This is a genomic window from Nocardia huaxiensis, from assembly GCF_013744875.1.
Classification (GTDB): Bacteria; Actinomycetota; Actinomycetes; order Mycobacteriales; family Mycobacteriaceae; genus Nocardia; species Nocardia huaxiensis.
The window spans coordinates 2,627,136-2,649,784 of the sequence record NZ_CP059399.1 but is presented as its reverse complement, the minus strand read 5'-3'; the positions used below and the strand labels follow the sequence as shown (position 1 = coordinate 2,649,784).

General features: G+C 67.4%; 17 protein-coding genes. 8 read left to right on the top strand and 9 right to left on the bottom strand.

Features of this window, described 5'->3' with window-relative positions; translation table 11 throughout:
- Window positions 1-36 precede the first annotated feature (36 nt).
- Both H0264_RS11845 and eccCb read left to right on the top strand, forming a co-directional pair.
- Window positions 37-621 carry an LppU/SCO3897 family protein gene (locus H0264_RS11845; RefSeq protein WP_181584003.1) on the top strand — a complete coding sequence of 195 codons (585 nt, stop codon included), beginning with the start codon at window positions 37-39 and terminating at the stop codon, window positions 619-621.
- Entirely contained in the window at window positions 621-4,679 is a 4,059-nt protein-coding gene (gene eccCb / locus H0264_RS11840; RefSeq protein ID WP_276514538.1) for a type VII secretion protein EccCb, read from the top strand. The genes H0264_RS11845 and eccCb overlap by 1 nt, the downstream gene beginning before the upstream one ends.
- Before the next feature lie 38 nt (window positions 4,680-4,717).
- Here the strand turns inward: eccCb and H0264_RS11835 are convergent, their stop codons facing one another.
- Window positions 4,718-5,926 (bottom strand): GGDEF domain-containing protein, encoded by a 1,209-nt coding sequence (locus H0264_RS11835; RefSeq protein WP_181584002.1) that lies wholly within the window; start codon window positions 5,924-5,926, stop codon window positions 4,718-4,720.
- A gap of 262 nt (window positions 5,927-6,188) precedes the next feature.
- Here H0264_RS11835 and H0264_RS11830 point away from each other — a divergent pair, with 262 nt between their 5' ends.
- From H0264_RS11830 to H0264_RS11820, 3 genes are all read left to right on the top strand, one after another.
- Window positions 6,189-7,940, top strand: coding sequence for an N-acyl-D-amino-acid deacylase family protein (locus H0264_RS11830; RefSeq protein WP_181584001.1), 1,752 nt, complete (start codon window positions 6,189-6,191; stop codon window positions 7,938-7,940).
- A gap of 125 nt (window positions 7,941-8,065) precedes the next feature.
- Window positions 8,066-8,761: a PadR family transcriptional regulator gene (locus tag H0264_RS11825; RefSeq protein ID WP_231083102.1), complete on the top strand. Its 696-nt coding sequence runs from the start codon at window positions 8,066-8,068 to the stop codon at window positions 8,759-8,761.
- A gap of 59 nt (window positions 8,762-8,820) precedes the next feature.
- Window positions 8,821-10,317: a DHA2 family efflux MFS transporter permease subunit gene (locus H0264_RS11820; RefSeq protein ID WP_181583999.1), complete on the top strand. Its 1,497-nt coding sequence runs from the start codon at window positions 8,821-8,823 to the stop codon at window positions 10,315-10,317.
- Between the two features lie 76 nt (window positions 10,318-10,393).
- On the opposite strand, the gene H0264_RS11815 is transcribed toward H0264_RS11820, so the two are convergent.
- The 3 genes from H0264_RS11815 to H0264_RS11805 all read right to left on the bottom strand — a co-directional run bounded on the left by H0264_RS11815 (window position 10,394) and on the right by H0264_RS11805 (window position 13,392).
- Entirely contained in the window at window positions 10,394-11,017 is a 624-nt protein-coding gene (locus tag H0264_RS11815; protein WP_181583998.1) for a Uma2 family endonuclease, read from the bottom strand.
- A 134-nt stretch (window positions 11,018-11,151) separates the two neighbouring features.
- Window positions 11,152-12,843, bottom strand: coding sequence for a molybdopterin-dependent oxidoreductase (locus H0264_RS11810; RefSeq protein WP_244976161.1), 1,692 nt, complete (start codon window positions 12,841-12,843; stop codon window positions 11,152-11,154).
- Window positions 12,844-12,954: 111 nt separating this feature from the next.
- A complete protein-coding gene (locus H0264_RS11805; RefSeq protein WP_181583997.1) occupies window positions 12,955-13,392 on the bottom strand; it encodes a VOC family protein in 438 nt (145 codons plus the stop codon).
- Window positions 13,393-13,560: 168 nt separating this feature from the next.
- On the opposite strand from H0264_RS11805, the gene H0264_RS11800 reads away from it, so the two are divergent.
- Window positions 13,561-14,418: an alpha/beta fold hydrolase gene (locus tag H0264_RS11800; protein ID WP_181583996.1), complete on the top strand. Its 858-nt coding sequence runs from the start codon at window positions 13,561-13,563 to the stop codon at window positions 14,416-14,418.
- 51 nt (window positions 14,419-14,469) lie between these two features.
- Here the strand turns inward: H0264_RS11800 and H0264_RS11795 are convergent, their stop codons facing one another.
- From H0264_RS11795 to H0264_RS11780, 4 genes are all read right to left on the bottom strand, one after another.
- Window positions 14,470-16,260 carry an AMP-dependent synthetase/ligase gene (locus tag H0264_RS11795; RefSeq protein ID WP_181583995.1) on the bottom strand — a complete coding sequence of 597 codons (1,791 nt, stop codon included), beginning with the start codon at window positions 16,258-16,260 and terminating at the stop codon, window positions 14,470-14,472.
- A 125-nt stretch (window positions 16,261-16,385) separates the two neighbouring features.
- The gene (locus H0264_RS11790) at window positions 16,386-17,300 is read right to left on the bottom strand and encodes an alpha/beta hydrolase (protein WP_181583994.1); all 915 of its coding nucleotides are present in this window, start codon (window positions 17,298-17,300) and stop codon (window positions 16,386-16,388) included.
- A 10-nt stretch (window positions 17,301-17,310) separates the two neighbouring features.
- The gene (locus tag H0264_RS11785; protein WP_181583993.1) at window positions 17,311-18,141 is read right to left on the bottom strand and encodes an SDR family NAD(P)-dependent oxidoreductase; all 831 of its coding nucleotides are present in this window, start codon (window positions 18,139-18,141) and stop codon (window positions 17,311-17,313) included.
- 28 nt (window positions 18,142-18,169) lie between these two features.
- Window positions 18,170-19,690 carry a flavin-containing monooxygenase gene (locus H0264_RS11780; protein WP_181583992.1) on the bottom strand — a complete coding sequence of 507 codons (1,521 nt, stop codon included), beginning with the start codon at window positions 19,688-19,690 and terminating at the stop codon, window positions 18,170-18,172.
- Between the two features lie 106 nt (window positions 19,691-19,796).
- On the opposite strand from H0264_RS11780, the gene H0264_RS11775 reads away from it, so the two are divergent.
- Entirely contained in the window at window positions 19,797-20,426 is a 630-nt protein-coding gene (locus tag H0264_RS11775; RefSeq protein ID WP_181583991.1) for a TetR/AcrR family transcriptional regulator, read from the top strand.
- Window positions 20,427-20,449: 23 nt separating this feature from the next.
- Here H0264_RS11775 and H0264_RS11770 read toward each other — a convergent pair whose 3' ends face one another.
- On the bottom strand, window positions 20,450-21,460 hold the full coding sequence (locus tag H0264_RS11770) for a glycine betaine ABC transporter substrate-binding protein (protein WP_181583990.1): 1,011 nt from the start codon (window positions 21,458-21,460) through the stop codon (window positions 20,450-20,452).
- Window positions 21,461-21,714: 254 nt separating this feature from the next.
- Here H0264_RS11770 and H0264_RS11765 point away from each other — a divergent pair, with 254 nt between their 5' ends.
- Window positions 21,715-22,638 carry an ABC transporter substrate-binding protein gene (locus H0264_RS11765; RefSeq protein WP_244976249.1) on the top strand — a complete coding sequence of 308 codons (924 nt, stop codon included), beginning with the start codon at window positions 21,715-21,717 and terminating at the stop codon, window positions 22,636-22,638.
- Window positions 22,639-22,649: the final 11 nt, after the last annotated feature.

Sequence of the window (22,649 nt, the reverse complement as noted above, 5' to 3'; positions counted from 1 at the left end):
GCCTGCCGGAGTTGCGGTGCGACACCGGCTATTGAAGTGACGTTTCGCGGGCACCGCGGATGGCTGCTGGTCATGCAGTTCCTCACCATGGCGGGGCCGTTCTGCCGGACCTGTGGACTGGATGCCTTCCGGCGCATGACCGTGCCCACGGCGTGGGCCGGGTGGTGGGGGATGATTTCTCCGCTGTTCACCGTGTACGCCCTGGTTGTGAATGCGTCGGCTCGCTCCAAGGTCGCCGCCCTGGGGATGCCGGAGGCGTACACAGAACCGTCGAAACCGCTTCTGCCGAAACGGGTTTCCCGGCTCGAAGGGCTCGGGTTCATCCTGCCGGTGGTGCTCATCGCCGGAATCATGATGATCCGCGACCGGGAGAATCCTGCCAATGCCGTGGCGGGAGACTGTGTTCGGAACCGGAACGAATCCAACGCCTGGATCGACGAGGACGCCGACATCGAGATTCTCGACTGTTCCGATCGCCGCGCCACGTACCGCGTGCTGGCCCACATGCCCGGCCCCGACCGGCCCAATGCGTGCTACAGCCACCCCGAGGCCAGCGCGAAGGTGTATTCGAAGAGCTTCATCCTTTGTTTGGAAACCTTGCCCGGGAGGCGCAGATCCTGATGGCGCACAAGATGATTCATCGGCCCGCACGTGGCGCTGTGCCGGCTATGCCGTTGGCTCCGGTGGAGTTGCCTCCACCGCCTGTCACGGGAGCGGGCTCCGCGGCCTCGGGCACGGCTATGCGGGTGTTGATGCCGATGCTGGGGGCGGCGGGGGCTGCGAGCATGCTGCTGTCGAACAGCAATCCGTTGCGGATGATCGCGGGTGGGGCGATGGTGGCGGCTGCGGTGCTGGGTGGGGTTGCGGCGCTGGTGTTCTACCGGTCGGGGGCACGGAAGAAGGCAGCCGAGGATCGGGCTCGGTATGTACGGTTCGTGCGGGAGACGCGGGTCGCGTTGCAGGGGGATGCGGGGGTGCAGCGGGAGGCCGCGGCGTTCCGGCATCCGGCGGCGGTGCGGTTGAGCGAGATCGTGCGGGATCCGTTGCGGGTGTGGGAGAGACGGCGGGCGGATGCCGACTTCCTGGTTGTGCGTGGGGGATTCGGGAGTGGGGACATCTCGCGGCCGGTGGCGGTGCGGGGGAAGGAGAATCCGCTGCAGCCCAATGACCCGGTAGCGCAAGCGCAGTTGGATCGGCTGTTGATTCGGAGTCGGACGGTGACGAATCTGCCGGTCGCGGTGCCGTTGCGGGGTGTGGTTTCGCTGGTGGGGCCGCCGGAAGTCACCTCGGAGTTGTTGCGGGCCATGGTGATGCAGGTGGCGGCGTTGCACGCGCCCGAGGATGTGCGGATTCATGTCTGTGTGGGGCAAGCGGATCCGGGCGAGTTCGAGTGGATGGCGTGGTTGCCGCATCTGCTGGATGTGCGCAGCTTCGATGGGCCTATCGGGCGGCGGATGATTTCCCGTTCGGCGGAAGAGCTTTCGGCCGAGTTGGAGCAGCACATTCGGCGGCGGGTTTCGGTGCGGACCGAGCAGTTGCGGGCGCGGCCCGGTGCGGCGGTGTATCCGGGGGATCGGCTGATCATCATCGTGCCTCGGGGTGGTGCGGCCATCGATCCCTTGGCGCTGATTCCCGCCCCGCACACGCCGGGGGATCTGGGAATCTGCGTCATCACCAGCAATGAACGGCGGCGACTCGAACCCACGCATGTGGATGTGCGCGTCACGGTCGAGGAAGATCGCACCTGCGCGGTCGAAATTGTGACTGCTGCGCCCACCCGTCCCGGCGAGATGGACAGTGAGGCACAGGCCGAATTCGCGCGGACCGTCCTGGGTGCGCGAACCGGAGTGATCGACGACGCGCCGATCTCGGTCGCCGCCGGGCTGGCTCGGTTCCTCGCGCCCATGCGATTGGCGGCCGACCCTACACCCGATGCACCGCTGGAAACCGTGGTCGGCCTCGACGCGCTGCTCGGGGTGCACGATTTCGGCACCTACGACATCAGTGAGATGTGGCAGCCACGTCCGCTGGCGGACTTCCTGAACGTGCCGATCGGGCTCGACGCGGCGGGGAAGCCGGTGCGGCTCGATATCAAGGAGTCCGGTCAGCAGGGCATGGGCCCGCACGGATTGTGCATTGGCGCAACGGGTTCCGGAAAGTCGGAAGTGCTGCGGACGCTGGTGCTCAGCCTGGCTGTCGCGCACCCGCCGCATCGGCTGGCGTTCGTGCTCGTCGACTACAAGGGTGGTGCGGCGTTCGCGGGTTTGGACGATCTGCCGCACACCACGGCCATGGTGTCGAACCTCGCCGATGACGCCGGACTCGTGGATCGGCTGCACGACGCCCTGCTCGGCGAGATGCAGCGGCGGCAGCGCGTGCTGCAGGATGCGGGAGCGCTGCCCAACGTCACCGCCTACAATGAACGCCGGGATGCCGGGCAGGATCTGCCGCCGCTGCCCAACCTCTTCGTCGTCATCGACGAGTTCGGTGAAATCCTGTCCGCCAAACCGGATTTCATCGATCTGTTCGTGCAGATCGGCCGGATCGGGAGATCCATCGGCGTGCATCTGCTGCTCGCCACGCAACGCCTCGAAGAAGGCCGTCTGCGTGGGCTGGAATCGCATCTGTCGTATCGAATCGGCTTGCGTACCTTCACCGCTCAGGAATCCCGCACGGCACTCGGTGTGCCGGACGCGCATTCGCTGCCGCCGGTCCCGGGGTCCGGAATCCTGAAGGTCGACCCGGATATCTTCTCCCGCTTCAAGGCGGCGTACGTCTCGGGTGTGTACGAACCGACCGAGGACAAGGTGGCTACCGAAATGCCGCCTGTGCCCATGCCATTCGGCTTGTTCAACGACACCGAGGAGTGGCTGGCGGATCGGATCGCCAGCGGCGCACTCGCTTCGGGACCCGAACCCCGCGAGGTGGATCGCTTCGCCGCCACCACTCTCGACGTGGCCGTCTCCCGCATGCGTGACGCGGCCGAGAAGGTCACCCAGATCTGGCTGCCGCCGCTGCCCGCCGAACTCGACTTCACCACTGTGCTCGGCGAATTCACCACCACACCGGAACGTGGACTCACCACCTCCGATGCTTCCCGGTGGGGAAATCTGCGCGTGCCCGTCGGGCTGATCGACAAACCTCTCGAACAGTGGCAGGGCCCCTTCGAACTCGACCTGCGCACCTCCGGCGGCAATGTCTGCATCCTGGGAGCCCCGCAGTCCGGCAAGACCGGTGCGCTGCGCAGCCTGATGATCGGCGCCGCGCTCACCCACACTCCGCGTGAAGTCGACTTCTACGCAATCGATCTCGGTGGCGCCGGACTCTCCGTACTCGCCGGCCTCCCCCATGTCGGCGGAGTCGCCACCCGTTTCGAACCCGACCGCGTCCGCCGCACCGTCGCCGAGGTGATGGCGCATCTGACGCTGCGCGAACAGGTTTTCGCCCGCCGCCGCCTGGACTCCGCCGACGACCTGCGCCGCAACTTCGAGCACATCCCGGAATTGGACGTCGCCGACATTTTCCTGGTCATCGACGGCTGGGCATCCATGAAGGACGACTACGAAGAACTCCTGCCGATGATCCAGGAAATCGGCAACCGCGGCCTGGGTTTCGGCGTCCACCTGGTCCTCACCAGTGGCCGCTGGGCCGACCTGCGCCTGCCCATGCAGGCCGTCATGGGCACCAAACTCGAACTGCGCCTGAACGATCCACTCGACTCCACCATCGCCCGCAAGGTCGTCGAGAACATCAAACCCACCACACCGGGCCGCTGCATCGGCAGTGACAAGCTGCTCATCCAACTGAGTCTGCCGGTGCTGCAAAACAACCTGGACTGCGCGTCGACCCGCCAGCTCGAAGACACGGTCAATGCGATAGCAGAAGCATGGTCCGGCCCCCGCGCCCCCGAAGTGCGCATGCTCCCAACCACTCTCGACTACACCGCTTTCCGAGCCGCCCACCCACGCATCGCCCCGGTCCTGCTGGGCGTCGACGAAGCCGAACTGGGCCCGGTAACCCTCGATTTCGCCACCACCGACCAGCACCTACTGGTCTTCGGCGACTCCGAATCCGGCAAAACCAACCTGGCCCGCATCATCATCAACGAGCTCCTCACCAGCTACACCGACGACCAACTGGTCTTCGCCGTCTTCGACACCCGCCGCACCCTCCTGGAGGCCGTCCCCGACGACTACCTAGGCGCCTACGCCGGAACCCCCTCCGCCGCAACAGGAATGGCCGGCGGCATAGCCGCCGAAATCGAAAAGCGCCTCCCCCCGGACGACCTCTCCCCCACCCAACTCCGCGACCGCTCCTGGTGGACAGGCCCCGAAATCTTCGTCATAGCCGACGATTTCGACCTCCTCTCCCCCGCCGGCCCCGGCCCGCTGGCCCCGCTGCTGCCCTACATCCCCCAGGCCCGAGACCTCGGCCTGCACCTGATAGTCCTCCGCCGCTCCGGCGGCGCAGCCCGAGCCCTCTTCGAACCCGTCATCCAAACTCTCAAGGAAAACGGCGCCACCGGCATCCTCCTCTCCGGCGACCGCCAGGAAGGCCAAATCTGGCCCGGCGCAGCCATGAGCACCCAACCCCCAGGCCGCGCCCTCCTCATCCGCCGCGGCCAACCCCCACGCCGCTTCCACGCCGCCTTGGTCGGCGATCCAGACTTCAACCGGTGAGCCGAATCCCGATAATGCTTCGAGCAGTCGATGCGGCCTCACCGGTCGGACGGGGATTCCAATCGCACCGGAGATTCGCGTGATTCGGCGGTCACTATCGGCGTGATGGCGGGGGTGCGGGGGTCGGCGAGGACTACGGCGTTGCCGCCCAATTGTTTTGCGCGGTACATCGCGGCGTCGGCGCAGTCGAGGAGGTGGATGGGGTTGCGGGCGGTGGGGGTGCCGCCGGGGTGGGCCGCTACGCCGATGCTGGCGGTTATCGGGATGTGGGGGGCGGGGAGGGTGGCGACGGCGGTGCACAGGTGTTCGGCGGCGGTGCGGGCGGCGGCGGGAGACAGGTGAGCTACGACTACGAATTCCTCACCGCCCGTGCGGGCCACGATCGCGTCGGGGTCGGCGGTGGCGCGCAGGCGGGCGGCGGTGCGGACGAGGATGTCGTCGCCGGCGGGGTGGCCGTAGGTGTCGTTGACGGCCTTGAAGTCGTCGAGGTCGATGAGCATGACGCAGATGGGGGTGCTGTCGGCGGCGCGGAACCAATCGGTGAGGTGGTAGTCGAGGCCGCGGCGGTTGAGGACCATGGTGAGAGGGTCGGAGAGAGCGTCGGTGCGCAGGACCCAGTAGCAGAACTGAAGGGTGGGCAGGACCACCGCCGTGGCGACGGCCAGGATGAGGACGATGGCGGTCGCGAGGGCGGGGTCGCCGGTGTGCCGGGTCAGCATGAGGCCGGTGAGCACCAGCACCGAGGCGAGGGACCAGGCGATGTGGGCGGCCAGGATTCGCGGGCCGTGGAAGATGCTGAGGTAGCCGCCGGTGACCACGAGCAGGACCGAACCCAGCGCGCCGTAGACGCGGTTCTGGTCGACCAGGCAGGCCGCGGTGATGAGGATGTCGGCGGTGGCCAGCAGGAACAGGGATTCGCGGCGGCTCGGCCAGGGCAGCAGCAGCCAGCGCAGGGTCCAGATGACGCTGCCGGCGATGACCACCACGAAGACGACATGGCCGAGGAATGCCGTGTCACCGATGGGCGTGGCGTGGCCGACGGAACCGTGCGGGCCCGCCGGGGACATCCAGGTGAGCACGGCGATCACGAACATGACCGCGCCGCCGACGCCGAGGACGATCTTGAACGGGGTGAGCGCTCCGCGCGCGGCGAGAGTGTGGACGAGCCAGCGGTAGTCGACGGGATCCCGCCACCAGCTACGCAGCACGCCGCGTCTGGTGTGCCCGGCTGCGAGTACCGCCGACAACGAACCACCCCTTCGGTTGGATCACCACTGCACACGGATCGTCTGGGACAATTCTCCGCTATCCACCCAGCGTAGATGTCACCGCTATTCACGGCATCTTCGCAGCAAGCAGGCACAGGGTCCAGTTCACGATCCAGCAATGGACATTTCGGGCCGTTCAACGCCGATTCCAACCCTCACTGACGCCATGTCCAATTAACATACGGCGCGTCAGCAGCGGTGCCGGACAGTGCGCCGCCGACGCGCGGACCTAGGACCCGATATGAGCTACACCCTCGTCATCACCCAAGGCACGGTCGTGGACGGCACCGGCGGGGAGCCGTACGCCGCCGACATCGCCGTCACGGACGGGCGCATCGCCGCCATCGCGAAACCCGGCGAACTCGCCGGGGTGGAAGCCGAAACCGTCATCGACGCAACAGGTTTGGTGGTGACACCCGGATTCGTGGACATCCACACCCACTACGACGGGCAGGTCACCTGGGACCCCATGCTCACGCCCAGCTGCTGGCACGGCGTCACCACGGTGGTGATGGGCAACTGCGGGGTCGGCTTCGCACCCGTCACCGCGGACAAGCGGGAATGGCTCATCGGATTGATGGAGGGCGTGGAAGACATACCGGGAGCGGCGCTTTCGACCGGCATACAGTGGGCGTGGCAGTCGTTCCCGCAGTATCTCGACGCCCTCGACGCGCTGCCACTGGCCATCGACGTGGGCACCCAGGTGCCGCACGGGGCGGTGCGCGCGTACGTGATGGGCGAGGGCGGGGCGAAGAACGAACCCGCCGCCGCCGAGGACATCGCCATGATGGCCAAGCTGGTGCGCGAGGGCATCGAGGCCGGCGCACTGGGGTTCTCGACCTCCCGCACCATCGTGCACCGGGCCGTCGACGGGGAGCCGGTACCGGGCACCTTCGCGGCGGAGGACGAGCTGTTCGGGATCGGAAAAGCGTTGGCGGCGGCCGGAACCGGGGTCTTCGAGCTGGCGCCGGCAGGAATCATGGGCGAGGATCTGGCGGCTCCGGACCGCGAGCTGGACTGGATGCTGCGACTGGCCGAACGCACCGGGCGCACCGTGAGTTTCGGCCTGCTGCAACATGATGGCGCACCGGATGATTGGAAACGCCTACTGGACACGGCCGGTCGCGCCTTCGAGGCCGGGGTTCCGCTACGGCCTCAGGTTTCGGCCCGCCCACTGGGTCTGCTCACCGGATTGCAGACTTTCAATCCGTTCTCCTTCCGGCCGAGTTACCTTGCGGCAGTCGAACGTTCGAACGGAGACCGGAACCAGCTGGTGCGGGAACTCCGCAAGCCCGAGGTGCGCGCGGCCGTGCTCACCGAGACCGACACTGCCGACAGTCCGCTCGCGGCGATGGCGGCATTCATCGGCCTCGGCCTGGACCGCACCTTCATGCTCGGCGATCCCCCGGAATACGAGCCCGCGCCGGACACCAGCCTGGCGTATGCCGCACAGCGCGCCGGCCGCGAACCATTCGAATATCTGTATGACCTCCTACTGTCGGACGAGGGCCGGGCGCTGTTCTTCCGCCCGCTGCTGAACTACTCCGAATTCACCCACGACCCGATCCGCGAAATGCTGGCGCACCCGGCCAGCGCCGTCGGACTCGGTGACGGCGGCGCACATGTCGGCGCCATCTGCGATGCCTCCAACACCACCTTCATGCTCACCCACTGGGCCCGCGATCGTGTTCGCGGGCAACGGATTCCACTCGCCACGGCGGTGCGCAAGATGACCAAGGACACCGCCGACATGTACGGCCTCACCGATCGCGGCGTGATCGCGGTCGGCAAGAAGGCGGACCTCAATGTGATCGACTTCGAGAACCTGCGCCTGAAGCAACCGGCCATGGCCTACGACCTGCCGGGCGGGGCGCGCCGGTTGCTCCAGCGAGCCGACGGCTACCGCGCCACCATCGTGTCGGGGCAAATCATCCTCCGCGACGGAGAGGAGACCGGCGCACGTCCCGGCGCGCTGGTGCGCGGCGCACGCTGAGTTATCCCCCAGGGAACGGCGGCCCGCCCGGTCCGAGCACCGGGCGGGCCGCCGTTCCCTTGCCGCCGTCTCCTCCACGTCGTATATTCCACATGGAATATTTGGCACGGATTAGTGGAGGTACAGTGCCCAGGAAGCAGTCGGGACCGCAGCTGACGCCCTTGGCGATCGCCGTGCTCGCGCTGCTCGAAGAGAACCCGATGCATCCGTACGAGATGTATCAGCTGCTCATGAACCGGCACGAGGACGAGCTGATCAAGGTCAGGCCCGGATCGCTCTATCACACGGTGGCGCGACTGGCCGAGCAGGAACTGGTGCTGGCGGAGGGCACCGATCGGGCCGGTAACCGGCCGGAACGCACCATCTACCGCATCCGGACGGCGGGCCGCGAGGCGCTGCGCTCCCGGGTCACCGAGATCCTGCGGGAACCCGTCCGGGAGTACCCGATCTTCAATGTCGCCTTGGCCGAGGCGCACAATCTGCCTGTGGACGAGGTGATCACGCTCCTGCGTGAACGCGTCACCTGGGTCGATGCCCGCATCACCGAATACGAGGCGCTACGGGACTGGGCCGCGAGCCGGGAGGTGCCGCGTCGCTTCTGGGTGGTCATCGAATACGTCACCGCGCTGTCCCGCACCGAGGCGGAATGGTTGCGCGGCTTCGTCGCCGAACTGGAGAGCGGCGAATTGTCCTGGGAGGACTTCGATCCCGTGACCAGCGAACGCACATCCGCTCCCAGCCAGCCCACCCTGGGGCACGACTGGGGCGCGGGACTGACCGAGGAGGACATCGCCGCGGTCCGGAGAGGCGGTGCGGGATAGACCTCCGGCGCCGGACGCGCTTTCGCACCTTCCCCCCAACCAGTTAGGACTCGTATTCCATGTCCACCCAACGCAATCCGTGGCTCGCGCTATACGCGCTGGTCGTCGGGTTCTTCATGATCCTGCTGGATATGACCATTGTCGCGGTGGCCAATCCGGCGATCATGGCGGCCCTGAACGCCGATATCAACAAGGTCATCTGGGTCACCAGCGCCTACCTGCTCACCTACGCGGTGCCGCTGCTGGTCACCGGCCGGCTCGGAGATCGCTTCGGGCCCAAGAACATCTACCTGCTCGGCCTCGCCGTGTTCACCGCCGCCTCACTGTGGTGCGCCATGGCGGGCAGCATCGAAATGCTCATCGCGGCCCGCGCCGTGCAGGGCCTGGGCGCGGCGCTCATGACGCCGCAGACCATGGCCGTCATCACCCGCACCTTCCCGCCGGACAAGCGCGGCGCGGCCATGGGCCTGTGGGGCGGCGTCGCGGGTCTGGCCACCCTCGTCGGCCCGATTCTCGGTGGCTTCCTGGTGGATTCGCACGGCTGGGAGTGGATCTTCTACATCAATGTCCCGGTCGGCATCATCGCCTTCGCGCTCGCGGTGTGGCTGGTGCCCGCGCTCGAAACCCACGAGCACAAGTTCGATCTCGTCGGCGTGGCGCTGTCGGCGCTCGGAATGTTCCTGCTGGTCTTCGGAATTCAGGAAGGCAATACCCGCGATTGGGACGGGCTCATCTGGGCCATGATCATCGCCGGTGTCGTGGTGATGGGCCTGTTCGTGGTCAATCAAGCCCGCAATACCGAAGAGCCGCTGGTGCCGCTGAGCCTGTTCAAGGACCGCAATTTCGCGCTGTCCAGCCTGGCCATCGCGGCCATGGGCGCGGCGGTGACGGCCACCTTCGTACCGTTCTACTTCTACCTGCAGCAGGTGCGGGACATGTCGCCGACGCGCTCGGCGCTGGTGCTCGCGCCCATGGCGATTCTGACCGGCGTGTTCGCGCCCATCATCGGCAAGCTGTCGGACCGGCTGCCGCCGCGCATCCTGCCGACCATCGGGTTCGCGGCCTTCGCGGCGACCATCTTCGGGTTCGCGGTGCTCATGACACCCGACGCCTCGATTCCGGCGTTCCTGGTGATCGGCGGCATCGCCGGTATCGCCAACGCCTGCATCTGGGCGCCGCTGGCCACCATCGCGACCCACAACCTGCCGATTCAGCAGGCGGGTGCGGGTGCGGGCGTCTACAACACCACGCGGCAGGTCGGGTCGGTGCTGGGTTCGGCCGCCGTGGCCGCGCTGCTGTCGGCGCGGATCGCGGCGCAGCACCTGCCCACCACCGGGCCGATCGGTGAGGGGGCGAGCGGCGGCGGGCTGAGCCATCTGCCGGACGAGATCCGGATTCCGATCCTGGAGAAGATGAGCACTGCGCTCAGCGAGTCCATGTATCTGCCCGCGGCCATTCTGCTGATCGGTGTCGTGGCGTCGGCGCTGTTCGTGGGCCGCCCGCACGCCGGCAAGCCGGATGCGCCGGATCTGGCCAAGGCGGAGACTGCGGCCTGAATCAGGTTGCGCCGCAAGGTGATCGAATCGAGGGAGGCCCCTTCGGCTGAAGGGGCCTTCTTCCGTGCGGGGACCGTCAGTACACGAGCCCGAACAGCCGGGTCCAGTCGATGCGGATCTCGATCGGCATGTCCACCAGCGTTTCTCCGGGAATCACCGGGGTGATCCGGCGGTGCGTGCGGTACTGGCCGAGCACCAGGACATGGGTGTCTATTGCGGTGACGCGGTCGCGGTCCATCCACACCAGCCAGTACCAGGGGATGCCGGCCAACGCGTATTCGGCCTGCTTGTCGGCGGTGTCGATGCGCTCGGTCACCGGGGACACCACCTCGACGGCGATCTTCACGCGGGAAGCGGGCAGCGGGCCGACATCGGTTGGCTCACAGGTGAACAGAGCCACGTCCGGGCGGCGGACGGTGACGCGGGGGAACTCCCACAGCACGAGGTCGATATCGGTGCCCGCGTAGAGACGGCCGTCGTTGTATCTGCTCATATGTGTTTCCGCACCGGCCTCCAGCATGGTGGCAATGCGGCGGGCGGCATTGCGATGCGCCGGTGCGGGTGGTTCGGCGCGGACGACATCGCCGTTCACGACCTCGACCATGCGGCAGAAGTCGCGGGGCAACCTCTTCCAGATGTCGAGCGTGATCGGTTCGGGCTGCAGGTTTTCCGCCCGCGCCCATTCGAGTACTCCTGGCATGTGCGCTCCCTACGACTGGGGGACGACCGCCGCCGATCGTAAACCGCAACCCAATTCAAAACGGCCGTTCGGCACTTTCGCCACTCCGGCTATTCCGGCGATTCCTGGCAATTCAGCCGATTCGCACTGCGAATTCAGCCGATTCGGACGGTGATGGACGGGTATCCGGTAGCGCCGTCGGGCACCACATCGCGGCGATCCGACGTTTGCACCTCACCGGCGCCGTCGGTGGAACGTGCCCAGATCGTGTGGGTGCCCGACGTCGCATCCCAGTCGAAGGCCCACTGGCGCCAGGTGTCGACGGTCGGTTCGACGGCCAGGCGGGCCGGCTGCCAGTCGCCGTCGTCGATGCGGACCTCGACGGCCCGGATACCGCGATGCTGGGCCCAGGCCACACCCGCGATGGTGAGGCGGCCCGCGTCGAGACGCTTGCGGGCGCTCGGGGTGTCGATGCGGGTGCCGGTTTTGATCGGGCCCTCGGCGGACCAGCCGCGCGTGGTCCAATACGCCTTGGCCCGATCGAATCTGGTGACTTCCAGTTCGGTGACCCATTTGGTCGCGGACACGTAGCCGTACAGTCCCGGCACCACCATGCGAACCGGATAGCCGTGCGCCACAGGCAGGGCCTCACCGTTCATGCCGACCGCGAGCAGGGCGTCACGACCGTCGGTGAGCACCGACAGCGGAGTGCCCGCGGTCCAGCCATCCTTGCTGCGGGACAACACCATATCGGCGTCAGGGTGTGGTCCGGCTTCGGCGAGCAGCTCGTCGAGCCGGTAGCCGAGCCAGCGGGCATTGCCGATCAGATCGCCGCCGATCGGGTTCGATACACAGGCGAGGGTCACCAGCCGCTCGACCGGGGTGCGCGCCGCGAGATCGGCGTAGCTGAGCCTGATTTCGCGCTCCACCATGCCGTGGATGCGCAGCGACCAGTCCTCCTTGCTCACCTGCGGCACCACCAGCGCCGTGTCGATCCGGTAGAAGTCGTCGTTGGGCGTGATATACGAGGCGAGCCCCGGAATCCGAAGGTCCGCACCGGGTTCCACCTCCACCACCGGACCGGTCGGCGCAGGCAACTGCACCTCGGCCCGCTCCCCCGCCACATTCCGTGACCGCGCCCCGAGCAACCGCCCCACCACTCCCGCACCGGCGCCCGCCGCCACGGCGATCGCTATGCCGCGCACCACTGTTCGACGCTCCAGCGTGGTATCCACTGCGGCGGTTGATGTCTCCCGATCCGGTGGGCGCGCGGTGTCCCGGCCCGGAACCGCATCCGGCCGCGATTGGCTGTCGGGTCCGGCGGCCTCGCGCTCGGCGCCACCGGCCGCAGGCGGGGCGGACGGCGCTGCACCGGTAGCGGGCACGACAGGCGGTGCGGCACCGGTCATGGTCCGCTCAAAGGTGGTGACACGGCCGATCAGGCTGCGCAGCACGGCGATTCCCGCCCAGACCCCGAGCACGGACGGAATCAGCCAGGTCCAGGAGGCACCCGGGCGGTTCAGCGCCAAGACCGCCGCGAACAACCCGAAGGCGCCGAACAGTATCGACCCGGCAGGTCTTTGCACGCGTTCAGCGAGCCCCGCCAGCGCGGCCACCGCCAGGGCCACCACGCCCATCGAAAGGAACAGCACCGTCTTGTCATTGGTGCCGAACGTCTGGATGGCCCACTCCCGCAGGCCATCCGGCGTTTGATCGACCACCCATGCGCCGAGCGCCTGCAACGGCGTCGCGGCGGGGTCGATCACCACCGCCGCCAGCTCGGCGACGCCCAGCGTCACCACCGCGGCGGCGAGTCCACTCGCCGCCCGCAATCCACGTCCGGCCACGAATCCGACCCTACTGCGCACCACACTCGGCGAACCGGTTCGAATAGTGACATTCCGGTGACGTGCTGCGGCGGCCCGCTCGGAGCGACCGCCGCGTCCCGCCGTCGCGGCCTACAGGCTCATGGTGCCGCCGCTGCCGGTGTATCCGATCATCCAGCTGATCGAGAACTTGTCGACCAGCATGCCGAAGGCGTCGGCCCATTCGGTCTTGCCGAACGGCATGAAGACCTGCCCGCCCGCGGACAGCTCGGTGAAGTAGCGTTCGGCTTCCGCGGCGGAGTCGGCTTCGATGCTCACGCTGTAACCGGCATCGGCGAAGCTCACCTTCTGGTCCGGCGGACAGTCCATGCACATGATGATGTCGCCGCCGGGCACGGTGACCCCGGAGTAGGCGACCCGGTTCTTGATGGCGTCGGGCATGTCGGCGGCGGCCGGGCCCATATCGCCGTAGCGGACGAGCCGCACGTCACCGCCCAGCACCGACTGGTAGAAGGTGACGGCCTCTTCGGCATTGCCTTCGAAGATGAGACAGGGGTTCACAGCGGGCATGATGGCCTCCTCGATCGGGTTTCCCGGTGGTTGAGCGGCACAGCCACTCCCCACACTAGACGGCCGGAACGGCCCGAATTCATCGCAGCCTGGCCCGCGAGCCGATTCCGGCGGCCGGTCCGGGCCGATAGAACTGAGGCATCGATTCCGCGAGAAAGCAGTGAGAGCATGAGCGAGCTACCCGAGGTCCGGCACCACCGTATCGACGTCGACGGCGTCGAGGTCTTCTACCGGGAGTCCGTCCCCAGCCGCCCGGATGCTCCGGCGCTGCTTCTGCTGCACGGGTTTCCGTCCGGCTCGCATCAGTTCCGCCGGCTCATCGACCTGCTCGGCGACCGCTACCGGCTGATCGCGCCCGACTACCCCGGTTTCGGGAACACCACCGCCCCAGCCGATTTCGAGTACAGCTTCGATCGGCTCGCCGATGTGGTCGAGGGTTTCGTACAGCGCATCGGACTCACCGAATTCGCGATGTACGTCTTCGATTTCGGCGCTCCCGTCGGATTCCGGCTCGCCACCCGGCATCCGGAGTGGATCACCGGCCTGGTGGTGCAGAACGGCAACGCCTACGAGGCCGGATTGTCGGACGGCGCAAAGGATTTCATCGCCCTGCGCCCGGAGCAGGCGGACTCCGAGGGGATCATTCGCGGCCTGCTGAGCCCGGAGGGCACCCGCAGCCAGTACGAGACCGGCGTTCCCGACCCGAGCGTCCTGTCCCCCGACGCCTGGAACCTGGATCAGTACTACCTGGAGCTCCCCGGCCGCACCGAGGCCCAGCTGGCACTGGCCTATGACTACCACTCCAATGTCGCCCGTTACCCCGAATGGCAGTCCTGGCTGCGGAAATACACGCCGCCCGCGCTCATCGTCTGGGGTGCGAACGATCCCTTCTTCCCCGCCCCCGGAGCCCACGCCTACCTGGACGATCTGCCCGAGGCGCGGTTGCACCTCTTCGACACCGGCCATTTCGCCCTGGAGACCCATCTGCGCGAAATCGCTTCTCTCATCGCCGATTTCCTCGGCTAGCAAGCGAAACGGCCCGCACTCCAGCCGGAGTGCGGGCCGTTTCGCGAACCGTCAGCTGTAGATGGCGTCCACGTCGGCGGCGAATTCCTTCATCACCACATTGCGCTTGAGCGACATCTTCGGGGTGAGCTGGCCGCCCTCCTGGGTCCAGTCCACCGGCAGGATGCGGATCTTCTTGATCGCCTCGGCGTGCGACACCAGCTTGTTGGTGGTCGCGACCGCCTCGTTGATCTCGGCGACCAGCGCCGGGTTCTCGATCAGGTGCTCGATGGTGGTCTCGGCGGAGATGCCGTTGCGTTCCTTCCAGCCCGGCAGCGCCTCCTGGTCGAGGGTGATGAGCGCGCCGATGAACGGCTGCCCGTCACCGACCACCATGACCTGGCTGATCAGCGGGTGCTGGCGCAGGGAGTCCTCGAGCATGGCCGGGGAGACGTTCTTGCCGCCCGCGGTGACCAGGATTTCCTTCTTGCGGCCGACGATGGAGATGAAGCCCTGCTCGTCGATGGCGCCCAGGTCGCCGGTCTTGAACCAGCCGTCCTCGAAGGCGTCGGCGGAGGCTTCCGGGTTGTTCCAGTAGCCGGAGAACACGACCGGGCCCTTGATGAGCAGCTCGCCGTCCTCGGCCACCTTGGCGGCGTGGCCCGGCAGCGGGCGGCCGACCGAACCGACCTTGATGTGCTTGGGGGTGTTGACGCTGACGGCCGCGGTGGACTCGGTCAGGCCGTAGCCCTCGTAGATGGTGACGCCGGCGCCGCGGAAGTAGTGGCCCAGGCGCGCGCCCAGCGGGCCGCCACCGGAGACGGCGGAGGCGCACTGGCCGCCCATGGCCTCGCGCAGCTTGCTGAACACCAGCTTGTCGAACACGGTGTGCTGCAGCTTCAGCACCAGACCGGGCTTGCCGGTCTGCAACGCCTGGCTGTACTGGATGGCGATATCGGTGGCGTAGTCGAAGATCTTGCCCTTGCCGCCGTCGTGTGCCTTCTGCTTGGCGCCGTTGAACACCTTCTCGAACACGCGCGGCACCGAGAGGATGAAGTCCGGCTTGTACTGGCCGAACTGCTCGACCAGCGTGGACCAGTCGGCGGTGTGCGCGACGGTGACACCGGCGTCGAAGGCGGCCAGCGCCACGGCGCGGGCGAAGACGTGCGCGAGCGGCAGGAACAGCAGCGACTTGCGGCCGGGCTGCAGGAATTCGCTCATGGCCGAGCGGTCGGCGGCCGATTCGGCGTACAGGTTGGCATGCGAGAGCATGACGCCCTTGGGCCGGCCGGTGGTGCCGGAGGTGTAGATGAGGGTGGCCGGGGAGGCGGCCTTCACCTGGGCGCGGCGCTCGTGCACGATCGCGTCGTCGAGGTCGGAGCCGCGCGCGATGAGCTCGGCGACGGCGTCCTTGTCGAGGGTCAGCACCTCTTTCAGATCGCCCAGGGTGCCTTCGATTTCGGCGATGGTGGCGCGGTGCTTGTCGTTCTCGACCAGAGTGATCTTGGTGGCCGAGTCGGACAGGATCCAGCGGCACTGCTCGGCCGAGGAGCTGTCGAAGATGGCGACGGTGCAGCCGCCGGCGGCCCAGATGGCGAAGTCGAGGACGACCCACTCGTAGCTGGTGGACGCCATGATGGCGACGCGATCACCGAGTTCGATGCCGGACGCGACGAGGCCCTTGGCCACCTGTGTCACGGTCTTGGCGAATTCCGCCGCCGTGACATCGTTCCAGCCGCCCTTGCCATTCGGGGTGTTGAAGACGACCAGGTTCGGGGTCTTCTCCGCGTGCCGGAACGCGCCGTCCGACATATTCGCGTTTTCCGGAATGGTGTAGGTAGCCGGGACTTCGAACTCTCGCATCGCTGCCCTTCCACAGAGTGGTTTTTACTCGCCAGTAATTTACGCCACGCTTGCCCGCAACGTCCTGCGGAGTCCCCGAATCGGTTCCGGGACTCCGCAGGACAGTCGCGAAAATCGGCCGCAATCTATCCGATGGACCGAACTTGCGCAGGTCGCAGGGCTTGCCGCAGGAACTCACCGAGCTCCCGGGCGGCCTGTGCGGCCGGAGCCACCAGGAAAGCCTGCAGCTGGGCCACGTGCCAGAGCCCGCGGGTCTCGCTGAATCGAGTGTCCACCCCCGCCGCGCGCAGCTCCGCCACCAGCCGCGTGCACTGGGCGTGCAGCATCTCGTCCACGTCGGCCTGCACATAGACGGGCGGCAGCCCGTGCATGGAGCCGAGCAGCGGCGCGTAGCCGGTGTCGGAGCCGTCGCCGTCGCCGAGGTAGGCCGCGGCACAGGCGCGCGACCAGCGCTTGGTGAGCACCAGATCACCGTCCACGGACGGGATCTCGTTGGGGTCGGTCCACGGCGCGATCAGGCCGAGCGCGGCCGGAACGAAACCGTGCCGATCCCGCAGCCGCTGCGCCAAGGCCAGCGACAGGCCGCCGCCGGCCGAATCACCGGCCACCGCAATGCGTTCCGGCTTGTAGCCGAAGGCCACCAGCTCCAGGAACGCCGCCTCGGCATCATCGAGCGCCGCCGGATACGGATGCTCCGGAGCCAGCCGATAGTGCGGAAGCTGTACGGCACAACCGGTTTCGCGCGACAGGTAGCCGGCCAGCCCGCGATGGGTGACCGGCGAACCGACGGTGTAGCCGCCGCCGTGCAGGTACAGCACGGTGGCCGACATGGAGACCGGACCGGCCGTGACCCGCTCGGCGGGACGCCCGCCGAGCTCGATCCGTTCGGTGTGGGTGCCCCGGGGCGCGCGCTGCAGCGGTGCGCCCCCGTCCATCATGGCGCGCTGCACGGTCCACGGCAGCCGGTGATTGAGCATCAACCGGAAGATGGGGTGCAGCACTTTGCGGGCGATGGGCAGCGGAAGGGTCACATCGGGCATTCGAATCCCCCTAGGGCAGAACGATCTTCTGCACCGTAGCCGCAATGCGCTGGTAGTAGGAAGCGGTGGAGCGCACGAAAAGATCGAGAGCCTTTGCCTCCCAACCGATCAGCACGCGACCGTGACCGCGGCGCACGCCCTCGGTGATGGTCTGCGCGGCCATCTCGGGGGTGTGCATGGCCAGCTTGGAGTCGAAGAGCGCGGCCAGGTTCTTCTGGTTCAGGCCCTCGGCGACGGTGGCATTGCGGGCCACGGCGGTCTTGATGCCGCCCGGGTGCACGCAGGTGACCTTGACCGGCGAACCGCTCATGATCATCTCCTGGCGCAGCGCCTCGGTGAACCCGCGCACCGCGAATTTCGCCGCGTTGTAGGCACTCTGGCCGGGAACGGCGATGAGGCCGAACAGGCTGGAGATGTTCACCACGTGACCCGAACCGGATTCGATCAGCATGGGCAGAAAAGCCTTGGTGCCGTTGACGACTCCGTAGAAGTCCACATCCATGATGCGGTCGATGTCCTTGAAGGACGTGTCGATGACATCACCGTGGTGAGCGATACCGGCATTGTTGTAGATCTGATTGACCTTGCCGAAGTACTTCTTCACCTCGTCGGCGTACACCAGCACGGCCTCACGCTCGGCGACATTGAGCCGATCGGATTTGACCTTCACACCGTACTTTTCGCAGAGCCGCACGGTTTCGGCGAGACCCTCGGAGTCGATGTCGGACAGCGCCAGGTGCGCGCCGCGGCGCGCCAGGTTCTGCGCCAGCGCACGGCCGATGCCCGAACCCGCGCCGGTGATGACACAGACCTTGTCCTTGAAGTAAGCGTCGTTGCTCACGGTCACTCTTTCGCTCGAAGAAGACGGATCAGGAAGCCTTGGCCGCGACTGCGGTCGTGGTGTCGTAGGCCGCTACATCGAATTTCTCGAGCAGACTACGGAACCGGAAGGTGAAGTCCGGCCACAGCGTGGTGTTGTTGCCGTGCTTGTCGAGGTACCAGGAGGCGCAGCCGCCGGTGGACCACACGGTGCCCTGCAACTTCTTCTGCAGTTCGGTGTTGAACTCGTCCTGGACGTCCTTGCGGACCTCGACGGTCTTCAGGCCCTTCGCCTCGATCTGGTCGATGGCGTCGGCGATGTAGTTGATCTGCGATTCGATCATGTACACCATCGAGGTGTGGCCCAGGCCCACGTTCGGGCCGAGCAGGAAGAACATGTTCGGGTAGTTGTGGATGGCCGAACCCTTGTAACCCTGCTGGCCGCTCTCGTCGAAAACCTCTGCGAGCGTGCGGCCGTCGCGGCCGGCGATGGTCTCGAAGGCCGGCGAGTCGGTGACGTGGAAGCCGGTGGCCACGACGATGGCGTCGACCGGGCGCTCCACGCCGTCCTTGGTGATCACGGAGTTGGCGGTGATCTCCTTGATGCCGTCGGTGACCACGTCGACGTTCTCGCGGTCCAGCGCCGGGTAGTACTCGTTGGAGATCAGCATGCGCTTGCAGCCGATGCGGAAGTTCGGGGTGACCTTGCGGCGCAGCTCGGGATCGCGGATCTCGGCGAACAGCTTGGCGCGGGCCACGGCCTCGAGCGCGAGCATGGCGGGCGGGAACTTGGCCAGGCCCACCACCTGGGTCTCGCGTGCGGCGTAGATGGCGGCGCGGGACAGCGCCTGGAAGCCCGGAATGTTCTTGAACGCGAACTTCTCCACACCCAGGTACGGGCGGTCGGCGCGCGGCAGCAGCCAGGGCGCGGTGCGCTGGTAGACGTCCAGGTGCGCGACCTGCTTGGCGATGGCCGGGACGATCTGGATGGCGGAGGCGCCGGTGCCGATGACGGCGACGCGCTTGCCGGACAGATCGGAGTCGTGGTCCCAGCGGGCGGAGTGGAAGATCTCGCCCTCGAAGGTGTTGATGCCCTTGATATCCGGCAGGTTCGGCTCGCACAGCGCGCCCACGGCGGAGATCAGGTAGTCGGCGGTGAACGGGCCCTGGTTGGTGTCGATCTCCCAGACGGAGCGCTCGGCGTTCCAGCGGGCGCCGGTCATGTCGCAGCCGAAGATGTGCTTGTCGCGCACGCCGTACTTGTCGGCGACGCCCTGGATGTAGGACTGGATCTCCGGCTGCTTGGAGAAGGACCGCGACCAGTTCGGGTTGAGCGCGAAGGAGTAGGAGTACAGGTGCGAGGGCACGTCGCAGGCAGCACCCGGATAGGTGTTGTCGCGCCAGGTGCCGCCGACATCGTTCCCGCGTTCCAGCACGACGAAATCTCGCTGGCCCTGCTGGGTCAGCCGGATTGCCATGCCCAGGCCCGAGAACCCGCTGCCCACGATGACGATGTGGGAGTGCCGGGCGGGCCGGTTGCCGACAGCTTTGTCTGTAACCTTGCGACTCATGTAAGCGAGCGTAAGGTCTTATTGAGTGCGAGTCAATATACTATTGACTCAAGTTCAGTAGTGTTCCTTGTGTGGCAGTGTTGTACGCGTGACCAGGAGAGGCAGCATGAGCAGACCGGATGCCCGCGTCAAACGCGTCCGCCTCAGCCCCGAGGAACGCCGCCGGCAACTGATCGACCTCGGCGTGCAGATGCTGCGCGAACGCGACCTCGAAGACATCTCCGTCAATGAGATCGCCGCCCTCGCCGGCATCTCCCGCGGCCTGCTCTTCCACTACTTCCCGTCCGTCCAGGACTTCCAGCTCGCCGTCCTGCAACGAGCCAATGCCGAATTCCTGGAACTCACCGCACCCGACGAGACCCTCGGCCTGTTCGACATGCTGCGCGACTCCATCGAGCGCTACATCGACTACGTGAGCCAGAACGGCGCGGCCTACCACGCCATGCTGCGCGGCCCCCTCAGCACCCGCCCCGAGACCGCCGAACTCGTCGCGGGCGCACGGCAGGCCACCGCGGATCGCATTCTCGCGCAACTGAACATCCCCCTCGACAATCCGGACCGGCCGGGCCTGGCACTGGCGGTGCGCGGCTGGATCGCCTTCGTCGAAGAGGTCGTCCTCACCTGGCTCCGCGACAAACCGGTGAGCCGGGAAGCCTTGGTGGACATGCTCGTTCAATCCCTGCCCGCCATGGGCCTGGCCCTGAGCCCCGCCCTGGCCGCCCTACTGCTGACCTGATCGGGACGCTATCGCCCGGCGGATCACAGGGCGTGGGCGTCCAGCCATTCGCGGGCCAGGGCGGCGGGGTTGGACAGGTCGTCGCGGGCGCGGCGGACCAGGTCGGCGAGGGCGGCGGTGTCGAGTTCACCGGCGACGTAATTCAGTTTGCGGAGTTGGGTTTCGGTGAGGGCGCCTTTGCGGAGGAGCGGGAGCACCTGCTGGGCGCGGAAGGCGAAGCTCGGGTCGGCGATGGGGGTGGTGGCGCCCGCGCCGCCCTTCAGGAAGGCGGGGGGCATGGAGAGGATGCCGATCTGGAGGGATCCGCTCTCGACGGCGGCGTGGACTTCGGCGTCGCTGTGGAACTCGGTGTAGTGAGTGATGGTGCAGCCGTAGACCTCTCGGAGGCGGTCCTCGACATCGACGCGGGGGTTCAGGGGCGGGCGCAGCGGGTCCAGGGCGGGGCCGGTGTTGATGCCCACGGTCAGCTCACCGCAGCGGGGGGCGAGGTCTTTCAAGGTGGCGGGCAGACCCGTTGCGGCGGTGGTCACCACGGTTGGGCGCAGGTCGGTGCCGTCGGCGGGGTCGGAGATGACCAGGCCCTCGGGGAGGGCGGCGTAGAGGGCGGGCAGGACGCCCAGGGGGTCCAGGCCGTCGGGTTTGTATGCGGTGGAAGCGGAGTCGAGGGCGTGCAGCAGGTCGCCGGTGTCGTCGCTGACCAGGGTGGCGGCGTCGGCGTCGAGGGCGGCCAGGTAGTCGGCGCGGCCGCCGAGCTTGTCCTTCACGGTGGTGCGCGCGCCGGCGCGGGCCAGGGCGTTGGCGTAGATCTCGGCCATGACCAAGGACTGATAGGAGCTGCCCGCGCCGACGGTGATCACCGGGGCGTCCGCATCCCGGCCGCAGGACACCGCGCCCGCGGCGAGAGCGAGCACGAGTATCGGGCCCAGCCAGCGCGACATCCGTTGTGCGACGCCATGACCCCGTCCGCTGCGAACTGTTCCGCCGATCATGCGCACCAGTTTGCCTGCCACACCGGCGTCGCCCGACAGTGGCACGCGCGGCAGGTCGAAACCATCCGCGCCGCGCGGTGCGACACCCCGGCGAAGTGAGCTTCGACATGGGCGGAATCCGCGAAACGCGCCCGGGGAACCCAGCGGCGGCGGGACGAACCAGGCAGTATGAACATTCTGGCGCGGCCCGACCGGCGCGCCGGCCCCGAACTGCCCGGGACGTCGGAAGGACAGCAGTGCACTCCCCTCTCACCTCACGCGGTCGCCGCGGACTACGACCCGCACTCTCGCTCGCACGCGTGCTCGCCGCCGCCGTCGCCCTGGCCGCCGCACTGGCGCTCACCGCCTGCGGCGACTCCGACCCGCTGGCCGGCAAGGGCAGCTGTGACACCGACACCAACCAGATCACCGTGGGCTCGGCCAACTTCCCCGAATCCGAGACCGTCGCCGACCTGTACGCCGAGGTGCTGCGCGTCAACGGGTTCAGTGTGGACACCAAGCTGAATATCGGCAGCCGCGAGGCGTACGTGCCCGCGCTGCGCAACTGCTCCATCTCGCTGATTCCGGACTACACCGGAAACCTGCTGCTGTACTTGGACAAATCGGCCACCGCCACCTCGCCCGCCGATGTGGACAAGGCGCTGACCGCCGCCCTCGGCGACCAACTGGCCATCGCCACCCCCGCGCCCGCACAGGACTCCGACGCCGTGGTCGTCACCCGCGCCACCGCGGACCGCTGGAACCTCACCAGCATCGGTGACCTCGCCACGCACTCCGCCGAGGTGAAATTCGCGGCCCCGGCCGAATTCCAGGAGCGGCCCGTCGGCCTGCCCGGATTGAAGAAGAACTACAACCTCGACATCGCGGCCGCCAACTTCGTGCCCATCGGCGACGGCGGCGGCCCGGCCACCGTGCGCGCGCTCGTCGACGGCCAGGTGACGGCCGCCGACATCTTCACCACCTCACCCGCCATCGCCGAGAACAACCTGGTGGTGCTCACCGATCCCAAGAACAACTTCCCGGCGCAGAACGTGGTGCCGCTGTTCAACGCCACCAAGAAGAGCGACAAACTGATCAAGGTGCTCGACACCCTCTCGGCGAAACTCACCACCGCCGAACTGATCTCGCTCAATACCGCGGTCTCGGGCGCGAGCAAGACCGAACCCGCGGCGGCCGCCAAGGCATGGATCGTGGCGCAGGGGCTCGACAAGCCGATCGCATAGGAGGCGACCGC

Coding starts and splice junctions, on each gene's coding strand:
- eccCb (WP_276514538.1), top strand. CDS start 621: ATGGCGCACAAGATGATTCATCGGCCCGCACGTGGCGCTGTGCCGGCT.
- H0264_RS11830 (WP_181584001.1), top strand. CDS start 6,189: ATGAGCTACACCCTCGTCATCACCCAAGGCACGGTCGTGGACGGCACC.
- H0264_RS11820 (WP_181583999.1), top strand. CDS start 8,821: ATGTCCACCCAACGCAATCCGTGGCTCGCGCTATACGCGCTGGTCGTC.
- H0264_RS11815 (WP_181583998.1), bottom strand. CDS start 11,017: ATGCCAGGAGTACTCGAATGGGCGCGGGCGGAAAACCTGCAGCCCGAA.
- H0264_RS11805 (WP_181583997.1), bottom strand. CDS start 13,392: ATGCCCGCTGTGAACCCCTGTCTCATCTTCGAAGGCAATGCCGAAGAG.
- H0264_RS11800 (WP_181583996.1), top strand. CDS start 13,561: ATGAGCGAGCTACCCGAGGTCCGGCACCACCGTATCGACGTCGACGGC.
- H0264_RS11795 (WP_181583995.1), bottom strand. CDS start 16,260: ATGCGAGAGTTCGAAGTCCCGGCTACCTACACCATTCCGGAAAACGCG.
- H0264_RS11790 (WP_181583994.1), bottom strand. CDS start 17,300: ATGCCCGATGTGACCCTTCCGCTGCCCATCGCCCGCAAAGTGCTGCAC.
- H0264_RS11780 (WP_181583992.1), bottom strand. CDS start 19,690: ATGAGTCGCAAGGTTACAGACAAAGCTGTCGGCAACCGGCCCGCCCGG.
- H0264_RS11775 (WP_181583991.1), top strand. CDS start 19,797: ATGAGCAGACCGGATGCCCGCGTCAAACGCGTCCGCCTCAGCCCCGAG.